Here is a 22,955-nt window from a genome sequence, read left to right on the forward strand (position 1 = left end):
AAAACAAAACATAGCACGCTTTTTCAGTTAGGACAACGTTTTCAGATGAAAAGCGAAAAAGTAAGAATATTATGTGCAATTTGACGGTGTGAATAATGTATAAAAAAGGAAAGGATGCGCAAATTAAAATCGAATAAAGGAGGGAACGACAGAGATGAAAAAAACAAGTGGTTTGATCATACTAACGATGGTGATATTATTTGGTTTTCAAGTGAATACGGCTCATGGAGAAACACCACAAATGGAAAAGCGCCCCGTCACGCATCAAGTAAAATTAACGACAGAGCAACAAAAACAAATTGAAGTACTTGAACAGCAAATTTTGTCTAAACGAAAAGAAGTGATCGAAAAATACGTTCAGTATGGTGTGTTAACGAAGGAACAAGGTACGCACATCACAAAACGAATGGATGAACATTACAATCACTTAAAAAATAACGGGTTTGTTCCATTACTAAAAAAACCACAGCACCATCGACCATAAGTTCAAGAAAACCGGCAGCAAGGTGCCGGTTTTTATTGTTTATGTGTTAAAAGGTCAGCGTCTCACCATCTTGAGGGACAAAAATGGCCTGATCTGCATGATTCTCTTGAATGTAAGATGTTAATGCCGCTCTTGTTAATAAACAATGATTCACGGCTTCAAGGTGACAGGCGATGATTTGAGCTTGTGGTTGAGTATGGTGAATGTCTACAATCTCTTCCTTTGTCATCGTAATTGGATCTCCCTCTAAAAATTGGGCAGCCCCACTATTGACCACAATAATATCTGGCTGGCATGTATTCACAACCTCTTTCGGCTCATCACACCAAATGGTATCTCCTGCAATATAAAGAGTAGGCTCATCAGGATGAGAGAAAACAAAACCGCTCACTTGTCCCATCCGTTTAGCGGTTTCTCCTGTCCCGTGCTGCCCGCCAGTTCGTTTGATATGAACACCGCAAACATCCATTTCATCTTCAATGCATGTGACATGCTGAAATCCAGCTTCTTTTACTTCCGTGCGATCTTTCTCTGATTGAGTATAGATCGGCAAAGTTTGAGCTATTCTCTTTTTTGCCTCGTCGTCAAAGTGATCTACATGTAAATGAGTGAGCAGGACAGCATCAGGCTGTAATATCTTGTCCAAATCAATGTTTGCAGGCAGCTCAACAATTGGATTGTTTACATGTTGATTGGCAGTATGCGGGAACGGTGGATAGGTTCCTTTTGCTGCTAAAAAGGGATCGATTAAAAATGTTGACGGACCATATTGAAGGTATAAAGTAGCATTACGAATGAGTGTTATTTTCATTAGAAGGCCTCCTTTTTTTCTTATTAAGTTTACAGTATATTAAAAGAGCCTCATGTGACAGAGGATCATGAAAGTCTTTCAGCGGAACGACTTGATTTTTGAAAGAGGTGAGCTAATGCTAGACAAAACAGATATGGATATATTAAAAGAACTCTCAAAGAATAGCCGATTGACGATGAAAGCACTTGGTGAAAAAGTCCATTTAACCGGTCAAGCTGCTAAAAATAGAGTTTTAAAGCTTGAGGAAGAGGGGATTATTGAAGCCTATACCATTTCAATTAACTGGCGGACACAGCAGAACATCCAAACATTTTTGCAGCTCTTTACCCGAAGTTATGATCATGAACCGCTTTTATCGTTTCTCCACCAAAAGGAAGAAATCAAAAACCTGTTTAAAATAAGTGGAGAGGGCTGTTATATGGCTGAAGGACATTTCTCCAGTCATGATGAGCTTGATCAATTTTTAACGGAGCTAACAAAGCATGCAAATTATAAATTGTCTATCGCTGTGAAACGTCTCACTCATCAAGAATAGATGAGGCGCAGGAGGAAATAACCGATGAAAAGATTAATTGAACATCAGGCTGAACCGATCACAAAGGAAAGAATCAAAGCGGATTTGGTTCAACTTGGTGTAAGGAAGGGCATGACCTTATGTGTCCACTCATCCTTGTCATCTATTGGCTGGGTGAATGGAGGGGCCATAGCAGTTATCCAAGCTATGATGGATATTTTAACAGATGAAGGAACACTGATTATGCCGGCACAAACATTAGAGCTGTCTGATCCTGCTGATTGGATCAATCCGCCTGTTCCTTATTCTTGGTGGAGACCGATCAAAGACACGATGCCTGCATTTGATCCAGCTTACACAGCTCCAACAGCAATGGGAAAGGTAGCGGAGACCTTTTGGAAATACCCAGGCGTAGAAAGAAGCAATCATCCTCATTTCTCATTCACCGCCTGGGGGAAAAGGAAACATGAAGTGTTGAACCACCATGCGCTTCCTTATGGTTTAGGAGAAAATTCACCTCTTGGACGTATGTACAATCTTGATGCAAAAGTGCTGCTAATTGGCACATCATTCGAGAGTGTTACAGCTTTTCACTTAGCTGAATATCGAATCTCACAGCAAGACCTCATGACACGAGGGGCCCCCATTTTAGAGAATGGTTGGAGGGTGTGGAAAGAGTATCAAGATATCATCACAAGAGAAGAACTATTTGAACAGATTGGTCGTGACTTTTTACAATCAGAATGTAGTTATAACCACAGTCAAATCGGGCTAGCCAATTCGTATTTATTGCCGATGAGAGAATCAGTCGATTTTGCAGAAAAATGGCTTGAGCAGTACGACCAGGCGTGATCTAAGCAGTCTGAAAATCAAAATAATAGAGATCTTGATCAGGGTGCTCAGATATATAGCAGGTGAGCTGATAGTCTCCTTTTGGAATGGAGAAAGACAGTACCTGGGCCATGACGCTTGTCAGATAAACCTGATCACTTGAATGAGTAAATGGCACTGTGATGACTCTATCAACGGATGATGGAGGCTCATGGCTGTTTAATGTCACGATAATAGAAGCCTTTCCGTTATTGATGCCTTCAAAAGAAATACCTCGATCCCCAGTTGCAAATCCTTGAAGAATATCGTCATCTGTCCAATCAATCACAGGTGGCGTCGTGCTTCCAGTGTATACGGTGATTTGGTGATAGGAGATAGATAGGGGATACGTTTGATTTAAATCATTCATATAGATAACTCCTTTATTCATAAAATTTGTCCAGCTCGCGATCATGTTGAAAAGTGAATGTTTGAAAGTAAGATAATTGAAGAGAATGTTAGGCAGCAAGACGATTGTCGCCGTCTTGCGCTACTGTTTGAGGGATCTAGATGTGAAATTGTGAAACCATTTCTTTTAGGTCTCCTGCTAAATGGGCAAGAGCCTCTGATGAAGCTGTTACTTCTTCCATTGCTGCAAATTGTTCTTCTGTTAAACCTGCTACTTGTTGTGAATGTTCACTCGCCAGTTTAACGCCTTCTGTGATAGAGGCAAAGGTCTGCTTCGCATCATTTGTATAAGCTGCGATTTTTTGGGATGCATCTGATAAATGTTTAATGCCATCTGCCATTTCCTTCATTGACTGCTGAATGTCAATAAATGAATCCTCTGTATGAGAAATAAGAACAGCCCCTTGAGCCGCTTCCTCTCGTACTCGTTTAATGGCACTCGTCGAATGATTCATCTCTTTTTGTATTTCGGAAATGAGATGTGAAATCATGTTGGATGATGTTTGCGATTCTTCTGCGAGCTTCCTCACTTCGTCTGCCACAACGGCAAAACCTTTTCCATGTTCACCTGCGCGTGCTGCCTCAATGGCCGCATTAAGAGCAAGTAGATTTGTTTGGTTAGCGATATCTGTAATCACTTTGGAAATTTGATCAATCTCGGCTGAACGTGTTTCCAGTGCTTGAATTGCTGTACCATTCTCTTCAATTGATTTTGCAATAGATGTCATTTGTGAATTGACTTCACCGATATTTTGTACACCTTTTTGGGCCATTTCTTGTGCGGACTGGCTTCTTGTTGCCATTTGTCCCGCATTTTCAGTGATGTTTACCAGCTCGTTAGATACTTGTCTCATCGTGTACTCACTAGCTGTCATTTGGGCTGATTGCTGTTCAGACGATTGAGCGACTTCTTGAATGGTATGGGTAATTTTTTCTGATGCTGCACTCGTTTCTTCTGCGCTAGCTGACAGCTCCTCAGAAGAGGTGGCTACTAATTCAGATGTTTTGATTACATTTAAAATGGTGTGATTTAATTTCTCACGCATCTTATTAAAGTGACCTGCCAGCTCAGAAAGTTCATCGCCTGTGTGATCTGTCACGTTGATGGTTAAATTTCCTTCGCCTGCACTCTTAATAGCAGATGCCATATGTTTGAGACGTGTCTGAATCCGCTTTGTGAAAATAGAAATAATGATAACAGAAACAATTAAACTTAACAGTAGAACCGTGACAAATTGAATAAAGAAAGACTGAAGCATTTGTGAAATCATGCTTTGATTTGCACCGGTATAGAAAATACCAATCGTTTCCCCTGTATCATTTTTGATGGGCATATAAGCCGTTTGGTAGTCTTTCCCGGCAACATTGGCTGTTCCGTAATAATTCTCGCCTTTATCCAAAACAGCGGCCTTTACTTCAGGTGAGACTTCGGTTCCTACAGCTCGTTTCCCGTTTAACATGACATTTGTGGCAACACGGGTATTTCCTTGGAAAATCGTGATTGTATCACCAGTATATTCGGCTAATTGATCAACCAATGTGTCATGGTTATTGATTTGAGTATTTCCTTTGTAAAGCTTGCCATCTTTTATCTGCCACGAGCCAGCAACCTTTTCAGTTAGGTAAGCGTATCCTAGCTTTAGATCGCCTTTTGCTTTTTCGGTGGCCATTTGCTTAATGTTCTCTGTCATTTCGCGGTTCACTACATAACCAACCACTGCTGAAAATACGATGAGGACACTTAAAAAGATCAGCATTATTTTGGCGCCAAGCCTCAGTTTTCCTTTTTTCTTCATGCTTTTTACTCCTTTAGGTATAAGGTAGGGTATCCCTCCTTAAGGATTATCGGCATGAAAAAAATGTTTGATATACGTGAATGCACTTACACAGAAATTTTTGTTGTGAAAAAAGGAAAGATAGTGCTACTCGATAATAAATTGGATTCTTGTGCCATCAGGATCATCTGATAATTGATGACTTACCCAAGAGCCTGCCCCCCTATTATCCGAAGGACGTACATATTTGACAGAAGCCCCTGCTCCACCTTCTTTACACATCGCCATTGGCCATTCATCACGATCATAACCACGCTTTGTTGGAATGCCATGAAGTGATTTGTCTCTTTGCTCATCACTATTTTTTCGATCAATGGTGCAAATGGAAGAATGACCTTCGTCAATAGCTTCTTCTATGTGCTTCGCGGTTTCTGGATATCGATCTGATGGAAAGTGAATGGTTTTGTCATAAGAAGAGTTTGTCGTCTCTTGTTTATGTTGCCCTAGTTGGACATAGCCTGTCGCTATACCAATGACAATCAATAAAAGCAAGAGAATGGTTTTAAGAAGTTTCATAGATGCTAGCTCTCTTTCTCTTTAGCGTATTTTGTAAACAGAAGTATAGCAGAATTACTTACCAATTTCTCCTCGTTTTGAAAAAACGTCTTTTAAAGTTTGAAAAACGGTTTTTACTTGTTTATGCTCTTTTCCTCGTTGTACAAACTCATAAAAATTTAATTTTGCTGCTCAAAAAACATATATGCTGATGCAAAATGGCTTTATGATTGGTTTTTGGGCTAATTTCAAGATTTTAACACACAGAAATTTCAAAAAAATAAAATTGACTAGACCGATATGCTTTAATAATATGGAGTCAAATATCAAAAAATGTCGTAATTTATCAAAATATGATTCCAATTACATTGCAGGAGGGAAGTACAAATGGCGGATGTCTCTTATCGGCTCGGAATAGACATAGGTGGAACATTTACTGATTTATCGCTGATGAATGAAGCGACAGGGGAGCTGACTGAACTCAAGACACCTACAGTGACAGATGACCCAGCTCAAGGAATTATCAATGGGCTGAAACTTCTAAAAGAAAGAGGTGTCGATTTATCCAAAATACAATATCTCGTACACGGGATGACAATCGGTCTTAATACATTATTGCAGAGAAAGGGAGCAGATTTAGCCCTTTTTGTAACAGAAGGTTTTCAAGACATTTTGTCATTACAGCGTTTACGTCTACCCATCCCTTATGACTTCAATTCTCAATTGCCAGAACCATTGATACCACGAAAACATGTATATCCAATCTCTGAAAGGCTCATACATGATGGTTCGATCAAAAAACCTCTCCAACTGCAGCAATTAGATGATGCTGTCCAGCAGGTCATGTCTAAAAAACTAGCAGGCATTGTCATTTCTTTTTTACATAGTTATCAGAATCCAGTTCATGAATTACAAGCTAAAGCCTATATTCATCACCATTACCCACAGTTAGAAGTCCTGACGTCTTCTGAGTTATGGCCCCAAATGAGGGAATATGAGCGGACAGTGATGTCTGTTGTCAATTTGTACATTCAACCAAAGGTGAAACAATATTTACAAACGTTGAAAAGCCGCTTGAAAGAAGAAGGTGTACCAATTTCTCCATACATTACCCAATCAAATGGTGGTTTAATGGATGCAGAAAGTGCAGCCACTTCACCCGTTAAAACACTTTTTTCTGGCCCGGCAGCTGGTGTAATTGGTGCGGCGAGAATTGCAACTTCTGCAAATGAACCCAATTTAATTACGTTTGATGTTGGTGGCACAAGTGCAGATATCTCGATCATTCAAAATGGGCAGCCTACAATGGCTCAATCGAATCAGCTTTCAGGATTTCCGATCATTCTTCCATCTGTTGCAATGTATTCGATAGGGGCTGGCGGAGGTTCTGTCGCATGGCTTGATCAAGGCGGGCTTCTTAAAGCAGGACCGGAATCAGTTGGCTCGCAGCCTGGACCTGCTTCGTATGGAAAGGGAAAAAAAGCTGCTTTAACCGATGCGTTTCTCATATGCGGTTACCTCAATCAAGATCGGTTTGCCGGAGGACATTTACAATTGCAGCGGTCTGCAGCGGAAATAGCCTTTCAGCCAATTGCTGATCAGCTTCATAAAACAGTCGAACAGGCGGCTGACCAGTTGATTCAAGTGGCTGTTGCCAATATGTACACAGAACTAAGCAATGTCATGGAGCAGCAAGGGTTTGACCCTAGAGATTTTAGTTTGTTGGCATTTGGCGGGGCAGGGCCTGTTGTTGCGAATTTCCTTGCGAGAGAAATTCATGCAAAAAATGTGGTCGTCCCTCCAAGTCCAGGAACATTATGTGCGCTAGGTGCACTTACAGCCGATTTTATCCATGATGCTGTGTTGTCTAAGAAAATCTGCTTACAAGACTATACGATTGACGAATTAAAACAAGATTATGAAATGCTTTCTCGCAAAGCAACGGATTGGTTCAGCCAGCAAAACATTCAACATATCAAACAAACGTCCATTTTGTTATTAGCAGATGCCCGCTATCAAGGACAGGCATTTGAGATTGAATTGCCATTATCGGTGGATTGGCTAAAGCAGGAACAAGACGTCTATCACCTGATTGAAGCTTTCCACAACCTGCATGAGCGTCAATATGGCCATAGAGATGATCAGGCGAACATTGAATTTACTCATTTGCGAGTTCGGGTTATAGGTGAAACGCCTCCACTGCCTTTCTCTCCTGGTGATGAAAGTAGCGGACAGCCTTTAATACCACAATCATACAGACGAATCTTTATAGAAGAAAAAGAGTACGAAGCATCTGTTTACAATCGGAGTACTTTGTCATTAGGTGCTGTTGTGAAAGGACCTGCCATCATTGAGCAAGATGATACGACAACATTGATTTTGCCAAACTGGGCAGGCAGCATAGACCATTCAGGAAACTTGGTGATTTCAAGGGAGGCGGCTTTACATGGGAACTGATCCAGCAAAGCTTGAGATGATGAGGAGTTATTTTAATGCGATTGCATCAGGCATGGGACATGTCATTGAGCGGACATCCTTTACAACATTCGTAAAAGAATCGGCGGATTTTGCCACAGCATTAGCCACGCCTTCTGGGGATTTCTTTGTTTACCCAAAAACAGTCGGTGTCACGATCTTTTTAGGGCTGAGTCTCAAAAAAGCGATTGAAGAAAGCGGACCGATGCAGCCGGGTGACATTATCATCACAAATGATCCTTATACGACAGACGGTTTAGCGACTCATTTGCCAGATGTCCATATCATCAAACCCATTTTTATAGAAGATGAAATTGTCAGCTATGCCTGGTCTTTTGTTCATGTAAGTGATGTGGGAGGTCTTGTCCCTTCAAGCATTTCTCCAACTGCAACAGATGTTCATCAGGAAGGATTAAGAATTCCACCAGTGAAAATCTATGAAGGTGGAAAAGAGAATCAGGTTGTTCGTACCTTTTTAAGAGCTAATAGCCGGGCGAGTCATTTAAATGATGGCGATATTAATGCGATGATTGCCGCTGTTAATACAGCAGAAATCAGACTAAAAGAAATGATCGAGAAATTTGGAAAAAACGAAGTGAAGCAAGGAATGATTGATCTGCTGAAGCAAGCAGAGGATCGCGCAGGCAAAGTAATTGAAGCCATCCCTGATGGAACGAGTGAATTCGCTGATTACTTGGATGATGATATGATTTCGGACGTGCCGATCCGATTAAAGATAAAGCTGACGGTCAAAGGGAAACAGCTGACACTGGACTTCTCTGAGTGTGACCCGCAAGTTAAGACAGCTTTTAATCTTGTCACCAATGGTCAAAAGCACTCCTTCTTGTATCAAGGGTTGATCAATTACATCATTAGTAAAGATCCTTTTATTCCGATTAATGGTGGGATTACGTATCCGATAGACGTGATTTCACCTAAAGGAACGCTTGTCCATCCAGAATATCCGGCTTCTGTCGGTATTCGGCATTCCATTACAATGAGACTGTATAATGTCGTGCTAGGTGCTATTGGTAAGCTGTTGCCTGAAGCAGTGCCGGCGGCAGGTGCAGGTCAATCTGCTATCGTCGTTCTCTCTGTTCCTGATGATCAAACAGGAGGCAGAAAAATGTCTGTGGTCGAACCGTTAGGCGGAGGCGGCGGTGCTCAAAAAGGGACTGATGGAGTAGATGGAATTGATCATTCGTCAGGATTTTTAAAAAATACACCCATTGAGAGCTTGGAACAGCATATTGATATTCATGTACACCGATATGAACTGCTGCCAAACACAGGTGGAGCAGGGGAACATAGAGGGGGACATGCAATTGGTTTAGAATTTGAAATGATCAAGCCAGAATCGATGGTGACGGCACGAGGAATGGAACGAATGAAGTTTCAACCTTGGGGGTTAATGGGCGGACGTGCAGGAGCAATTGGTGAGGTGAAATTGACCAAACCAAATGGGGAGACACAAAACCAGCCGAAAATTGATGTCATGCGTCTTGAAAAAGGCGATATTGTTCAATTGGTTTCACCAAGTGGAGGAGGATGGGGGAATCCATTTTCTAGAACGAAAGAAAAAGTCCTTCATGAAGTGGAAGCAGGGCTATTAAGTGAAGAAAGAGCACTTCAGCAATATGGCGTCAAAGTCTATCGAGATCATAATGAATGGAAAATTGATGACGAACAGACGAGCAGGCTTCGTGAAAAGATGAATGATGCTGATGCTGTCGCTTGGGATTTTGGAAAACAAAGAGCAGCTTATGAGAAAGTGTGGACGGACGAAGCCAGCAGTGAGCTTGCTGTGCAGCTTCGTTCATACCCAGCAAATGAGCGTACGCACTATAAACATGCGGTTCATTCTCATTTTAGTCATAGACAGGAACCATTAACAAAGATGGATATTATTCAAGCACTTCATCAGTTGAATCAACAAAAAGGGGGAAACGAATTATGAAAAGAAGATTAATGACCATATTTGCAGGTGTCCTATCCATCATGTTACTGCTGTCTGCATGCGGTGGAAATGGGCAGGACCAAAGTAAACAGCAGCAGACTGTGATCGTTGGTGTCTACGGAGGGGATTGGGAAAAGAATATTAAGCCAATCCTCGAAAAGTTTGAAAAGGATACAGGCATTAAAGTACAAACGGTCTCTGGGGCAGATTCTGAATGGTTTACAAAATTAAAAGCATCTAATGGTAAAAATCCACCGTATGATTTGCTTATTTTACAGCCTGATACGATTCAAAGAGGTATTGCGGCAAACGTTCTTGCGCCTATTGATGAAGATCAAGCACCGAATGTGAAAAAGCTTTATCGTTCTGTTCAAAAGAAACTCACTGTTGATGGAAAACAATATGCAGCAGGCTTTAGTATGGGACAGCTTGGAATTGCTTATAGAAAAGATCTTGTCAAACAGGAGCCAAACAGCTGGACAGATTTATGGAGCGATCAGCTGAAAGGGAAAGTGGCGATTTCTTCCCCAACTTATTCAGCGGGCTTACAATTTTTCTCTGCACTTGTCCATGCTCAAGGAGGGGCAGAATCAAATCCTAAGGATATTGATAAAGCATTTAAAAGCCTAGCACAATTAAAAGGGCGTGTAGCTGCTTTTCCTGATAACCCAGGGTCTATTCAAACGCTGTTAGAACGTGGTGACGTGACGGCAGTTCCATATTGGGATGGCCGAGCATTTGCACTTGAAGAAGAAGGGATGGATATTGGATTCTCATATCCGAAAGAAGGCGCTGTGGCAGCAGTTGCGAGCTGGGCGTTAACAAAGGGAAGTCAGCATGAGGAAGCGGCTTATAAGCTATTAAACTACCTTAGCGGGAAAGAAGCTCAAGAAGCCTTCTCAGAAAAATCTTACTATGGCATGTCGAATTCTGATGTGAAATACGGAGACAAAATTAAGGGGAAAGTGAAGGTTGGCGAAAATTATTATAGCAAGCTGACTTGGGTAGATTACGAAACAGCGACTTCGGAGCTCGGTCAATGGACAAATCGATGGAATGAAGTATTAGGCGGAGGAAAATAGGTGATCGCATGAGTGGAATCAATTTAGAACATATCAGCCAGCATTTTGGCGAGCAGATTGCTCTTGATGATGTCAGTCTTACGGTAAAAGAGGGAGAGTTTTTCTCCCTTCTTGGCCCTAGTGGCTGCGGAAAATCAACTTTACTCAATATCATTGGTGGTTTTTTAGAACCGACAAAAGGAGTCGTCTATATTGGTGATCAGGATGTGACGACTTTACCTCCTTATCAAAGAAAAACGGGGATGGTCTTTCAAAGTTATGCACTTTTCCCACATCTCACCGTATTTGATAATGTTGCATATGGGTTGAAGGTTCAAAAGAAAAAGAGGGCGGAAATCAAGCAAAAGGTGATGGAGAGCTTGTCTCTTGTTCAATTAGAGTCATTTGCCAAACGTATGCCGCACCAATTAAGTGGTGGTCAGCAGCAACGGGTCGCAATTGCACGGGCACTTGCTATCCAGCCGGCTGTTCTCCTTCTTGATGAACCACTCAGTAACCTAGATGCAAAGCTAAGAAAAAATATGCAGACGGAGCTGCGAAATATTCAACGGAATGTCGGAATTACGACTATTCTTGTGACGCATGATCAGGAGGAAGCCTTAAGCCTTTCCGACCGAATTGGGATATTAGGTGAGGGGAAAATTCAGCAGATTGGGACACCTTTAGAAGTATATCGTCAGCCAAATAATCGTTTTGTTGCTGAATTTATCGGACAGGTCAATCTATTTGAAGCGGAGTATGATGAAGTTACTTCCACATACACTGTTCCACATTTCACTCAATCAAACGGGAAGCAAGTTCAGCTAAAAGCTGCCGCATTTAAAGAGAAGAGCGAGAAGCATTTACTCATGCTGCGTCCTGAGAGAATCAAGTTATCTTCTGGCGGGGAGGAAGTTCAGCCAAATCATGTCACAGGAATGTTGGCAGATGTCAGTTATATTGGGCACTCTTTACGTTTGGTCGTTGGGCTTAATCAAGGTGAAATCATTGTCCATGCATCAGACGCAGCATTTCCCGAGCTGCCTCGAGTTGGAGAAACTGTGCATATTCATTGGCAACCTGAAGATATTGTGTTCTTAGATTCGAAGGTGCATGCGTGATGCGAATCAAAAAAAAGAATCAGCGCTTTCATTGGTTTATGCTGCTGCCAGCTTGTTTGTTTCTAGTTGTATTCCTTCTTGCTCCGCTTGTGATGATGTTTGTCCTCAGTTTTCGTGATGTGGATTCGATGATGAATACGTTACAATCCTATAGTTTGTCTCAATATTTACATGTATTTACGACAGATGCATATGTGAAAGCAATTGGAAGTACTGTGTGGGTGGCCTTACAGACAACGGTGATTTGTTTATTGATGGCATATCCTGCAGCTTATGTGCTAGTGAAAGCACCTCATCCAAGATTGCGGGCTTTTTTCTATATCTTACTTGTATCGCCGCTTTTGACGAGTGTCGTCATTCGGACATTTGCATGGATCGTTCTTCTTTCGCAAAATGGCTTGATTAATGGCATGCTGATCGATTTACATCTGATTGAGAAACCGCTATCGATGCTGTGGAATATGAATGCGGTCATTATTGCTTATGTTCAAGTGATGCTGCCTTTTGCAGTGCTGCCTATTGCAACGAGCTTAACTGATATGGACCGTCACTTAAGACCGGCTTCTATGAGTCTTGGTGCTGGTCGTATTCGGACATTTTTTCATGTGACCTTGCCGCTTACGATTCCAGGCATGATCACCGGAGCAATTATTGTCTTCTCACTTGCAGCAGGAAGTTATATTACTCCTCTGCTAGTCGGCGGACGGATGCAGCCGCTCTTGCCACTGTCCATTTATCAGCAGGTCATGCAGGTGTATAATTTGCCTCTTGCCGCTGCGATGTCCTTTACTTTATTGATTTGTGTGCTAGCGGTCGTCAGTCTATTAAGCTATCTATTGAAGCGATGGGAGGCGAGGATGCATGCGTAAAAAATCAATAAGTGACCGTTTGCTTTCGGTTCTGATATGGACCGCAGGCTCACTCGTTTATCTCTTTTTAACCGTACCTGTTCTTGTCATTGTTCTTTCTGCTTTTAGCCCGAATGCCTTTCCTGAATTCCCGCCGACTTCATTTTCCGTTCGTTGGTTTCATGAGGTCGTGTCGAATCCAGAATGGATGGAATCTTTGCGTATTAGCGTGATTCTGTTATTGATTGTGACGCCGCTTACTGTTCTTTTAGGAACGATGGCTTCTTATGCTTTAGCAAGGCTTTCTTTTAAGGGAAAGGAAGCTGTTCAAGCCTTTATTTTGTCACCTCTTATGATTCCTCAGGTGGTATTAGGGATTGCGATGCTGTATTTGTTTACGGCTATGGGTTTTACAGGGTCTTTGTGGGCATTAGTCATTGGGCATGTCATCATTTGTTTTCCTTATGTGGTACGAACCGTGGGTGTCAGTGTTTCAAATCTTGATCCACGTCTTGAGCTAGCTTCCATGAATCTTGGTGCAGGGCCCATACGTACTTTCTTTCGTGTGACACTGCCATTGATCAAGCCGGGCATTATCGCAGGTGGCGTGTTTTCTGCTGTGACATCATTTGGTGAAATCTCGATTAGTTTGTTCGTTTCTTCACCTCAAACCATTACGATTCCCGTGAGGACGTTTAATTACATTGAGCAAACTTTTGATCCGAGTGTCAATGCGATATCTGTCATATTTATTATCATTTCTATCATTGCGTTGCTCATTATTGAGAAAACGATTGGTCTGTCTAAGGTGATGTAAATATAATGAAGAAACAAGGAGCTGTCATTTGAAATGACAGCTCTTTTTGTATTGTTTTTTATGGTAAAAATATTCAAAGTTTTAGGGAATATAGTTCTTAAGATTTAAGAAAATGCGAGGCGTGATAGGAGACCTCTCTCCTACATTTTCGGTCATATTTGCAAAATTTAAGGAAAAACATGAAATTTTTGCGGTAATTGGTCATTTATTTTCGGTGGAACGCAACTATTATTAGTTATTTTCGGTAAATATCGTAAATTATGATGTGATCCCTTCGGCATAACGCATGAATCTTTACACCCATTTTTCGGTGAAAAAAACAATAATTTCATATAAAGTGGACGTAAATAGAAAATATCTAAAAGAAAAGAAGAAAAAGGCAAATCTATGGAAACATAGAGACGCAAAGCCATGTCCTAAGGTAAAAGTTTCTTTTTTACTATGGTCGGCAGGTTACCGAATCAAAATGGGAGTCCCTCCGTTTTATTCGGGGTGGGCTCCTTTTCTGTTATTCCGTCTATTTTAATGAAATAGACTTGGTTCTTTTGATATAGAGGGTGCAGGGTATCACATTTGGTGGAGAAAACATAGAAGAGCGGAGGATGAGAATGAGTACAGTTTATTACCCCTTAACACATGCGCAAAAGCGAGTATTCTACACGGAAAGATTTTATCCAGGCACAAGTATTTCTAATTTGGGTGGGTTTGCCAAGTTGAGATCGGTATCAGGTCTAAATCCTTCTTTGATCGTTGATGTGCTTCAAGCGTACATTCGTGAAACTGATTCTCTTCGTTTAAGGCTGGTGTATCAACATGAGCAGGAGGAGCCCGTTCAATATATCAAGCCATATGAAAAACAGCCGATTCGTTTGGTGAAAGGATGGAGTGAAAAGGAAGTCAGGGCGTGGGCGAACGAGGAGATTCGTGAGCCGATGGAACTGATTGACCGTTCCTTAATCGAATTTACGGTCTTTCAAATCAGTGATCAAGAGTGCTGGCTGTTCTGTAAAGCGCATCATATTGTGGCTGATGGTATTTCAATTATCTTGATGGGAAACCGAATCATTGATCTATACCATGACATGCTGCAGGGGACAGACGTCTCCCCAATTGAAGATATTTCCTTCGTTGATCACATCATGAGTGAGCAAACGTATGAATCTTCTAAACGTTTTCAGAAAGACCAAGCTTTTTGGAACGAGCAATTTGCCAATATTCCAGATTTCGCTTCTTTAACACCGCATAAAGGTTACGAGATGAGCTTACATGCGGAGAGATTTTCAGGGGATATTCCTGATTCTTTAAAGGAAAAGCTTCGAGTCTTTTGTGAAGAAGAGAAAGTCAGTATGCTTTCTATGTTTATGTCCGCTGTCTATATTTACTTGCACCGATTTAGCGGCATGGAGGATGTGGTCCTTGGAACCTTTATGGGCAATCGGACAAATGCAAAGGAAAAAAAGATGATTGGGATGTTTGTGTCGACCATTCCGATGCGCGCATCTGTGCAAGGATCCCTCACATTTCTTGATTTCGTGAAGCAAGTCATGGCGGATCAGATGAAGATCTTGCGTCATCAAAAATATCCTTACAATGTGCTCATGAATGATTTAAGGGAAAGAGATGGATTTACAGGACGCCTGTTTGATATTTCTTTAGAGTATCAGGTCATGCAGTGGCAGAAAAAAGAGAATCTTTCGTTCATTACGGAGCCGATTTTTAGTGGAAGCGGAATGAATGATATATCGATTCATGTGAAAGACCGCTGGGATACAGATACATTGACCATTGATTTGGATTACCGTACAGATCTATTTAGTGAAGCCGATATGAGTAAGCTGTTTGATCGATTGATGATTTTGCTGGAGGCGGCAGTCTCTCAGCCAGATCAGCTGATTGGGGCTCTCTCTTTACTGCCAGCAGATGAACAAAAGCAGCTGCTTCAATTATCTAAGGGAGAAGCATTTGATTTACCAGGAGCGAAACCAGTTCACCACTTATTTGATGAGGTAGCTAAAACGTATTCAGAACGGGCAGCTGTGGTAGCGGAAAATGGAACGTTCACTTATGGAGAGCTGTATCAAAAAGCGGACAAACTGGCACGATTTTTACAGATGAAAGGTGTCTCGCGTGATGTACCAGTTGCCGTTTTAATGGAACGGACGGCAGATGCGATGGCTGCCATTTTTGGGATATTAAAAGCTGGCGGTGCATATGTACCGATCGATCCGGCATTACCTGAGGAACGCATTCAATTTATTGTAGAAGATTCTGGTGCTTCTATCGTTTTAACAGAAGAATCGTTTGTTCAGCGATATTCATCCATTGCGGAAAAAATGATTGTCCAGCAGCATATGGAATTAGAAGATCGTCCGCTGCCTGAGCTGATCGATCAGACGACATCACAGGATTTGGCTTATCTCATTTATACATCGGGTACGACTGGAAAGCCGAAGGGAGTGATGATCGAGCATCTTCAGCTGCATCATTTGGTTCATGCCCTGCATCACGAAGTGTATGAGGGGGCAAATCAGCTTCAAGTGGCGCTTCTTGCACCATTCCATTTCGATGCATCTGTTAAACAAATCTTTGCTGCTCTTTTATTTGGACATACGCTTCATATTGTGCCAAGAGAAACGACACGAAACGGTGTACAGCTAGCGGCTTATTACAATGAACATCAAATCAAAGCAACAGATGGAACGCCAGCACATTTGCAGCTTTTACTTGCAGCTGATTTGGATGGGCTTGCACTGACTCACATGCTGATTGGGGGAGAAGCACTCCCTGCGAAAGCAGCGCAGGCGCTGATTGAAGCTGTACGTGTCAGCCAGCCCGATTTTGCCTTGTGGAATGTGTATGGTCCGACAGAAACGTGTGTGGATGCGGCGGTTCACCGTCTAGATCTCAGTGAGCTGCAGAAGTCACCAGAACAGCGCTATGTGTCAATTGGAAAGCCACTGGGCCATCACCGGATTTATATTTTAAATGAACATGAACAACTACAGGTGCAGGGAGCTGTGGGAGAACTATGCATTGCGGGAATAGGAGTTGGACGGGGCTATGTGAATCAGCCTGAATTAACGGAGAAGGCATTCAGACCAGATCCATTTTTCCCTGAAGATCGGATGTATCGCACAGGTGATGTAGTGAGATGGCTTCCAGATGGCACAATTGATTATCTTGGAAGAATAGATGACCAAGTAAAAATAAGAGGTTACCGCATCGAAACAGGTGAAATTGAGGCGGTCATGGAGCGGGTAGACGGAGTCGATCAGGCTGTCGTCCTTGTCGTGGATGAACCGGACGGTGGAAAGGCTTTAAGTGCTTACTATCAAGCACGACAAGAATTTCTTTCCGTGGACACCCTGCAAGCCGCTATCAAACATCAGCTGCCAGCTTATATGATGCCGCTTTATTTCAAGCAGCTTGAGGCATTTCCACTGACAGTGAGTGGGAAAGTCGACCGGCGTGCGCTTGCTGCATTAAAAGGAGACAAGGCTGTCAGTGCTGTTTATGTAGCGCCTAGAAACGATGTAGAAACGAAGCTTGTTCGTTTGTGGGAAGACGTTCTTCATCAAGAGAGCATAGGTGTGTACGACTCATTCTTTGACATAGGCGGGCATTCACTCAAAGCGATGAAAGTTCTTACACTCGTTCAGCGGGCTTTTCAAGTGGAGGTCCCTTTATCTGTTTTATTTGAACAGCAAACGATTGCAGCACTTGCTGTTTATATTGAACAAGCGGAAAAGTCTTCACAAGTGGTCATACCGAAAGCACCGACTGCCGCCGATTATCCACTGTCACCAGCGCAGCAGCGTGTTTATATGGTGACTCAGCTGGAGCAAAGCATCGCCTATCATATGCCTGCCGTTGTGAAATTAAGAGGAACGCTGCAACGAGAGAAGTTGGAGGGAGCTTTTGAAAAACTGATTGCACGTCATGATATGCTGCGCACTTCTTTTCATACAGTCAAAGGAGTCCCTCGTCAGCGGGTAGCTTCATCCGTTCCATTTCAAATAGAACAGCTGACAGGCAGTACGATGGAAGAGAACATGCGTCAATTTGTCCGACCTTTTTATCTTGAGCAGGCTCCGCTTTTGCGTGTTGGGCTACAGTCTTTACATGATCAGGAGCATCTTCTCTATTTCGATATGCATCATCTGATTTCAGATGGTCTTTCAATTGATTTGATGCTGCGTGAGTTGTCTGACGCATATGAGGGATTAGTGAAAGCGCCATTGAAGCTTCAATATCATGATTATGCTGTTTGGCAAGAACAACAGGCAGAGCAAGGCGGTCAAATAGATGAAGCATTCTGGCTGAAAGAATTTTCAGGAGATATCCCTGCTTTGCAGCTGCTAACGGATTATCAGCGTCCGGCTGTCCAGTCTTTCGCTGGAGACCGCGTTCTCAGAAACATCGATGAGACGTTAACAGGCCGTTTGCAGGAGCTTGCAGCGAATCATCATACGACGCTGTATACCGTGTTGCTTTCTGCTTACTATACATTGCTTGCGAAATACACAGGTCAAAAGGAGTTTGTGGTGGGGACGCCAACAGCAGGCAGGGTGCATGCAGATTTGAATGACATGATCGGCATGTTTGTCCAAACACTTGCTTTACGTTCAGAGGTAGATCCGAACGGTTCAATGACACAGTTGATTGAGCAAGTAAAGGAAAAGACGATGAGGGCGTTTGAGCATCAGCAATATCCATTCGAGCGGCTGCTTGAAAAGCTAAATGTGCAAAGAGATTTTAGCCGTCATCCATTATTTGATACGGTCTTTACTCTAACGCCAGATCATTCAACAGCCCAGCATATTGGAGAGATGAAAGTCGAAGTCGAGGAAACCAATTTCCATATTGCGAAGTTTGATCTCACACTTCAAGCGACGGAGTCAAGTCATGGTCTTTCCTTTGTTCTCGATTACAGTACGGCGTTATTTAAACGAAGTACTGCCGAGCAGATGCTCAAGCATTATGTTTATCTTCTGGAGCAGATGGTCGAAGTGCCGGAGCAAGCGATTCAATCATACCGCTTACTGTCTGAACAAGAGGCAGCGGCTCAATTGAAGATGTGGAACCCGTTACCTACGCCTTATCCTGCGGAAGAAACCATTGTGACGCAATTTGAATCACAAGTACAGCAGCATGGTCATCAGCCTGCTTTGCAATATAAAGATGAGGTTCTTTCTTATCAAGAGCTGAATCGCAGAGTGAACCAGCTGGCTCATTATTTACGTGAACATGGTTTTGAAAAAGGGATGACAGCGGCTTTATTCTTTGAACGTTCCAATGAGATGGTGCTGTCGGTTTTAGCTGTGCTAAAGGCTGGCGGTGTCTATGTGCCAATCGATCCTGACTTCCCTGATGAGCGCATCAAGCACTTTTTGACAGATAGTGGTGCACAGTTTGTCCTGACCCATCAGGTGCTGCGTCATCGTTCTGTGCTTACTGCGTTTGAAGGGAAAATCATAGAAACAGAAGATCAAGCCGTTGATCAGCAGTCAGAGAGCAATCCAGTTGTATGTGTTTCGCCTTTGGACTTGGCGAATTTGACCTACACATCTGGTACGACAGGCAAACCTAAAGGGAACATGGTGACGCATCGGAACATTTTGAGAACAGTGAAGCAGTCGAATTATCTCACCATTCATCATGAAGACACGGTGATGAGCCTTTCAAACTATGTATTCGATGCATTTATGTTTGATGTGTTTGGTGCTTTATTGAACGGAGCGAAACTCATTGTTTTGCCAAAGGATCAGATTTTAAATATGAATGAGCTTTCTGGCGCGATTGAGAAGGAAAAAGTCAGTATTTTAATGATCACGACCGCTCTATTTCACTTACTGATTGATATGAAAAAAGGCAGCCTGAAAAACGTCAGAAAAGTGCTGTTTGGCGGGGAACGTGCTTCTGTGCCGCATGTTGTGGCAGCCCTTGAAACGGTTGGAGAAGACAAACTTATTCATATGTATGGACCTTCTGAAAGCACGATTTTCACAACGTATTATCCGGTGAATCACATTGAAGAACAAGCACTGTCGATTCCGATCGGAAAGCCGGTGAGTCAAACGGCTGTTTATATTGTCGATGAGTTTGGACATGTGCAGCCGCCGGGAGTAGCTGGAGAGCTTTGTGTCGCAGGTGACGGACTGGTCAAGGGGTATTATCACCAGCCAGAGTTAACGAGCGAAAAGTTTGTTGAAAATCCTTTCCGACCTGGTGAAGTCATGTACAAAACGGGCGATCTCGCACGATGGCTGTCAAATGGAGATATTGAATTCATTGGGCGAATAGATCATCAAGTCAAGATTCGAGGGCAACGTATTGAGCTTGGCGAAATTGAACACCAGCTATTGCAGCATCCGCAAGTGAAGGAAGCCGTTGTCATTGCGATATCAAATGATACATTGTGTGCATATTTCACAGCAGAAGGTGCTGTTCCGCTGTCGGATTTACGTGAGCAAGCAGGACGAGAACTCCCTGTTTATATGATGCCAGCTTTCTTCATGCAATTAGACGAATTGCCACTAACGGGGAATGGCAAGGTAGACAGACGGGCATTACCGGTACCTGATGTAAGTGAGCAGGCGGCAAATGAATACGTCCCTCCTCAATCAGATACAGAGCGTATATTGGCACACATTTGGGAGGAAGTTCTTGAAGTGCCGAAAATCGGCAGACGTGATCATTTCTTTGAATGCGGAGGTCATTCACTGCGTGGCATGAAAATGTTGAACAGGCTCTATGAAGAGATGCATGTGGAATGTACGTTGAAAACATTATTTGAATCACCCACTTTAGAGGCGTTTGCCCATGCGGTGGATCAAACAGATCGAACTGAAATCAGACGAGTGGAAAAAGCGGAAGAAGCGGCTGTTTATCCTGTGACATCTGCTCAGAAAAGATTATTTGTTCTGCAAAAAATGACAGATGCCGAGCAGAGCTATCATATGCCAGCTGCTTTAAAGCTTGAAGGTGTATTTGATGAAAAACGATTTAAAAAAGCCATTGACCAGCTTGTTCATCGCCATGAAGCATTCCGTACGAGTTTTGACTTCGTTCAGGGTGAACCTGTTCAACGAATTGAAACGAATGTTTCTGTGAACATTGAAAACATCGAAGGGGAAGGCCGAGACATTCAGCAATTAATGAATGATTTTATTCGTCCATTTGATGTAGAAAAAGCGCCGCTGCTCAGAGTGGGGCTTGTGTCTGAATCGGAGAGTGTTCATTATCTGTTGATTGATATGCACCACATCATTTCAGATGGTGCGTCTGTCGGTATTTTAATTGATGAGCTATCGATCTTGTATCGAGGAGACGAACTTGATGAATTGCCTATTCAATATAAGGATTATGCGGTCTGGTCAAACAGTAAAGAATTTCTTGTACAAAAAGAGGCTGAAGCGGCGTTTTGGTTGGAACAATTACAAGGAGAACTGCCTGTTTTGGCGTTGCCTGAGGATCTTCCGAGACCAAAGGTTCAGACGTTTGAAGGGGGCCGCGTCGAATTCTCTATAGACGGTGCGCTTAAAGCGCAATTGGATGAGCTGGTTAGATCACTCAACGGTACAACGTATACAGTGCTGCTTGCTTGCTACAGTACGCTTTTAAGCAAGCTTTCGAGACAAGAAGACATCATGATCGGTTCTCCAGTGGTGGGCAGAACCCATCCTGATATTCAATCAGTCATCGGCATGTTTGTGAATACGCTGGCACTCAGAACAAAACCAGAAGGACACCAGACATTTTCTCAATTTGCGTCAACAGTTCATGAGCTTGTGTTAGTGGCAAATGAACATCAACTTTATCCATTTGAAGAACTGGTGGACCAAGTACAAATGGTTCGCGACACAAGCCGTCATCCAATCTTTGATGTGGTGTTCTCGATGGAAAATGCAGATATTCGTGACCTGTCGATGGATGGACTTGATATCATTCCACAGCCGTTCAATGAGAACATAGCCAAATTTGACTTGACCTTAACCGGAAACGAATCTGACGATCAAATCGAGCTTGTGTTTGATTTTAATTCTTCTATCTTTGAACGGTCGTCGATTGAGAAGTGGAAGGAGTATTTCCTTTACTTGATCGAACAAATGGTGTCAGCACCAGATCAATTATTAGATCAGATGCAATTATTATCACCAGCGCAGCAGCAAAATCTGCTTAATGAATGGTCAGGACCTATCCTAGATGTTCCGACAGATCAAACGGTTCATGCATTGATTAAGGCGAAGTCGCAGGAAGTACCTGATCAAAAAGCCGCTGCCTTCTGCGGCACAAGCTGGACGTATGAAGAACTGAACAACCGGGCGAATACAGTCGCCGCAAAACTGATTTCCAGCGGCACAAAACCGGGAGACCGCATCGGCATTCTCACGCGTCCATCGCTCGAGATGACAGCCGCTGTTCTAGGAGTTCTCAAGGCAGGTGCGGCATTCGTACCAATTGATGCCGATTATCCAGCGCAGCGCATTGCCTATATGCTTGAAGATTGCGGGGCAGAGGTCCTTCTGATTCAGAAAGAGCTCACTGCACCACCTTCTTTCACAGGTCATACCCTCTTCATAGAAGAGGCAGTAGAAGGAGAAGCACACGAGATTCAGGTTCCTGTCAAACCAACGGATCTCGCCTATATGATTTACACATCTGGAACGACTGGACAGCCGAAGGGTGTCATGGTCGAGCACCAGTCTCTTGTCAATCTTGCTTTTTGGCACAATGATGCTTTCCAGGTGACGAAACAAGACCGAACCGCCAAATATGCCGGCTTTGGCTTTGATGCCTCCATTTGGGAGATGTTCCCGACGTGGATCGCCGGCGCAGAGCTCCATATCATCGACGAAGCGATTCGCCTCGATATGATCAAGCTCAATTCGTATTTTAATCACGAAGGCATCACCATTGCATTCCTGCCAACACAGCTATGTGAGCAGTTTATGTCGATGGACAATCATTCTCTCCGTTACTTACTGACAGGCGGGGACAAGCTAAAACAGGTGAAGCCCGTTCCATACAAACTCGTCAATAACTACGGCCCAACAGAAAATACGGTCGTGGCGACAAGCGGGATCATTGATCCAGATCAAGGCACGCTTCCTATCGGAACAGCGATTGCCAATACTCGTTTTTACATTATGGGTTCGTTATATGACCTCTCGCCGCAAGGCGTACCGGGTGAGCTCGTGATTGCGGGGAAAGGACTGGCAAGAGGCTACTGGAATCTCCCAGAGGAAACGGACAAACG

Annotated in this window: 14 protein-coding genes and 1 riboswitch; of the genes, 10 read left to right on the plus strand and 4 right to left on the minus strand. The window is 42.9% G+C overall.

Features of this window, described 5'->3' with window-relative positions; translation table 11 throughout:
- The first annotated feature begins 154 nt into the window (after positions 1–154).
- Positions 155–484 carry a YckD family protein gene (locus ACTJJQ_RS13710; RefSeq protein WP_007498247.1) on the plus strand — a complete coding sequence of 110 codons (330 nt, stop codon included), beginning with the start codon at positions 155–157 and terminating at the stop codon, positions 482–484.
- 46 nt (positions 485–530) lie between these two features.
- On the opposite strand, the gene ACTJJQ_RS13715 is transcribed toward ACTJJQ_RS13710, so the two are convergent.
- Positions 531–1,295 (minus strand): MBL fold metallo-hydrolase, encoded by a 765-nt coding sequence (locus ACTJJQ_RS13715; protein ID WP_281215650.1) that lies wholly within the window; start codon positions 1,293–1,295, stop codon positions 531–533.
- Positions 1,296–1,410: 115 nt separating this feature from the next.
- On the opposite strand from ACTJJQ_RS13715, the gene ACTJJQ_RS13720 reads away from it, so the two are divergent.
- The gene (locus ACTJJQ_RS13720) at positions 1,411–1,830 is read left to right on the plus strand and encodes an Lrp/AsnC family transcriptional regulator (protein ID WP_008347846.1); all 420 of its coding nucleotides are present in this window, start codon (positions 1,411–1,413) and stop codon (positions 1,828–1,830) included.
- A gap of 24 nt (positions 1,831–1,854) precedes the next feature.
- Positions 1,855–2,661, plus strand: coding sequence for an aminoglycoside N(3)-acetyltransferase (locus ACTJJQ_RS13725; protein ID WP_440600285.1), 807 nt, complete (start codon positions 1,855–1,857; stop codon positions 2,659–2,661).
- 1 nt (position 2,662) lies between these two features.
- Here ACTJJQ_RS13725 and ACTJJQ_RS13730 read toward each other — a convergent pair whose 3' ends face one another.
- The 3 genes from ACTJJQ_RS13730 to ACTJJQ_RS13740 form a co-directional block, all read right to left on the minus strand.
- The gene (locus ACTJJQ_RS13730) at positions 2,663–3,049 is read right to left on the minus strand and encodes a competence protein ComJ (RefSeq protein ID WP_041091056.1); all 387 of its coding nucleotides are present in this window, start codon (positions 3,047–3,049) and stop codon (positions 2,663–2,665) included.
- Positions 3,050–3,185: 136 nt separating this feature from the next.
- Positions 3,186–4,883 (minus strand): methyl-accepting chemotaxis protein, encoded by a 1,698-nt coding sequence (locus ACTJJQ_RS13735; RefSeq protein WP_251185510.1) that lies wholly within the window; start codon positions 4,881–4,883, stop codon positions 3,186–3,188.
- A 126-nt stretch (positions 4,884–5,009) separates the two neighbouring features.
- Positions 5,010–5,438, minus strand: coding sequence for a NucA/NucB deoxyribonuclease domain-containing protein (locus ACTJJQ_RS13740; RefSeq protein ID WP_007498233.1), 429 nt, complete (start codon positions 5,436–5,438; stop codon positions 5,010–5,012).
- Positions 5,439–5,804: 366 nt separating this feature from the next.
- Between ACTJJQ_RS13740 and ACTJJQ_RS13745 the strand changes: the two genes are divergently transcribed.
- The 7 genes from ACTJJQ_RS13745 to ACTJJQ_RS13775 form a co-directional block, all read left to right on the plus strand.
- Entirely contained in the window at positions 5,805–7,874 is a 2,070-nt protein-coding gene (locus ACTJJQ_RS13745) for a hydantoinase/oxoprolinase family protein (RefSeq protein ID WP_035703168.1), read from the plus strand.
- Complete coding sequence (locus ACTJJQ_RS13750; protein ID WP_035703172.1) at positions 7,864–9,849, plus strand: hydantoinase B/oxoprolinase family protein; 1,986 nt, start codon at positions 7,864–7,866, stop codon at positions 9,847–9,849. The genes ACTJJQ_RS13745 and ACTJJQ_RS13750 overlap by 11 nt, the downstream gene beginning before the upstream one ends.
- Positions 9,846–10,931: an ABC transporter substrate-binding protein gene (locus ACTJJQ_RS13755; RefSeq protein WP_035703174.1), complete on the plus strand. Its 1,086-nt coding sequence runs from the start codon at positions 9,846–9,848 to the stop codon at positions 10,929–10,931. The genes ACTJJQ_RS13750 and ACTJJQ_RS13755 overlap by 4 nt, the downstream gene beginning before the upstream one ends.
- An 8-nt stretch (positions 10,932–10,939) precedes the next feature.
- Positions 10,940–12,031 carry an ABC transporter ATP-binding protein gene (locus ACTJJQ_RS13760; protein WP_284564871.1) on the plus strand — a complete coding sequence of 364 codons (1,092 nt, stop codon included), beginning with the start codon at positions 10,940–10,942 and terminating at the stop codon, positions 12,029–12,031.
- Positions 12,031–12,900: an ABC transporter permease gene (locus tag ACTJJQ_RS13765; RefSeq protein WP_008347830.1), complete on the plus strand. Its 870-nt coding sequence runs from the start codon at positions 12,031–12,033 to the stop codon at positions 12,898–12,900. The genes ACTJJQ_RS13760 and ACTJJQ_RS13765 overlap by 1 nt, the downstream gene beginning before the upstream one ends.
- Positions 12,893–13,696 (plus strand): ABC transporter permease, encoded by an 804-nt coding sequence (locus ACTJJQ_RS13770; protein WP_440600286.1) that lies wholly within the window; start codon positions 12,893–12,895, stop codon positions 13,694–13,696. Before ACTJJQ_RS13765 ends, ACTJJQ_RS13770 begins: the two co-directional genes overlap by 8 nt.
- 368 nt (positions 13,697–14,064) lie before the next feature.
- Positions 14,065–14,157, plus strand: a riboswitch (cyclic di-GMP riboswitch).
- A gap of 141 nt (positions 14,158–14,298) precedes the next feature.
- A partial coding sequence (locus tag ACTJJQ_RS13775) for an amino acid adenylation domain-containing protein (RefSeq protein ID WP_440600287.1) occupies positions 14,299–22,955 on the plus strand: 8,657 nt, incomplete at its 3' end.

It is taken from the genome of Bacillus sp. 22483, from assembly GCF_052044605.1.
GTDB lineage: Bacteria > Bacillota > Bacilli > Bacillales > Bacillaceae > Bacillus > Bacillus altitudinis.

Bases quoted from the DNA above. Each gene is read 5' to 3' on its own strand.
- ACTJJQ_RS13745 (WP_035703168.1), top strand. From the start codon at position 5,805: ATGGCGGATGTCTCTTATCGGCTCGGAATAGACATAGGTGGAACATTT.
- ACTJJQ_RS13760 (WP_284564871.1), top strand. From the start codon at position 10,940: ATGAGTGGAATCAATTTAGAACATATCAGCCAGCATTTTGGCGAGCAG.
- ACTJJQ_RS13710 (WP_007498247.1), top strand. From the start codon at position 155: ATGAAAAAAACAAGTGGTTTGATCATACTAACGATGGTGATATTATTT.
- ACTJJQ_RS13720 (WP_008347846.1), top strand. From the start codon at position 1,411: ATGCTAGACAAAACAGATATGGATATATTAAAAGAACTCTCAAAGAAT.
- ACTJJQ_RS13750 (WP_035703172.1), top strand. From the start codon at position 7,864: ATGGGAACTGATCCAGCAAAGCTTGAGATGATGAGGAGTTATTTTAAT.
- ACTJJQ_RS13755 (WP_035703174.1), top strand. From the start codon at position 9,846: ATGAAAAGAAGATTAATGACCATATTTGCAGGTGTCCTATCCATCATG.
- ACTJJQ_RS13735 (WP_251185510.1), bottom strand. From the start codon at position 4,883: ATGAAGAAAAAAGGAAAACTGAGGCTTGGCGCCAAAATAATGCTGATC.
- ACTJJQ_RS13715 (WP_281215650.1), bottom strand. From the start codon at position 1,295: ATGAAAATAACACTCATTCGTAATGCTACTTTATACCTTCAATATGGT.
- ACTJJQ_RS13765 (WP_008347830.1), top strand. From the start codon at position 12,031: ATGCGAATCAAAAAAAAGAATCAGCGCTTTCATTGGTTTATGCTGCTG.
- ACTJJQ_RS13725 (WP_440600285.1), top strand. From the start codon at position 1,855: ATGAAAAGATTAATTGAACATCAGGCTGAACCGATCACAAAGGAAAGA.
- ACTJJQ_RS13730 (WP_041091056.1), bottom strand. From the start codon at position 3,049: ATGAATGATTTAAATCAAACGTATCCCCTATCTATCTCCTATCACCAA.
- ACTJJQ_RS13740 (WP_007498233.1), bottom strand. From the start codon at position 5,438: ATGAAACTTCTTAAAACCATTCTCTTGCTTTTATTGATTGTCATTGGT.
- ACTJJQ_RS13770 (WP_440600286.1), top strand. From the start codon at position 12,893: ATGCGTAAAAAATCAATAAGTGACCGTTTGCTTTCGGTTCTGATATGG.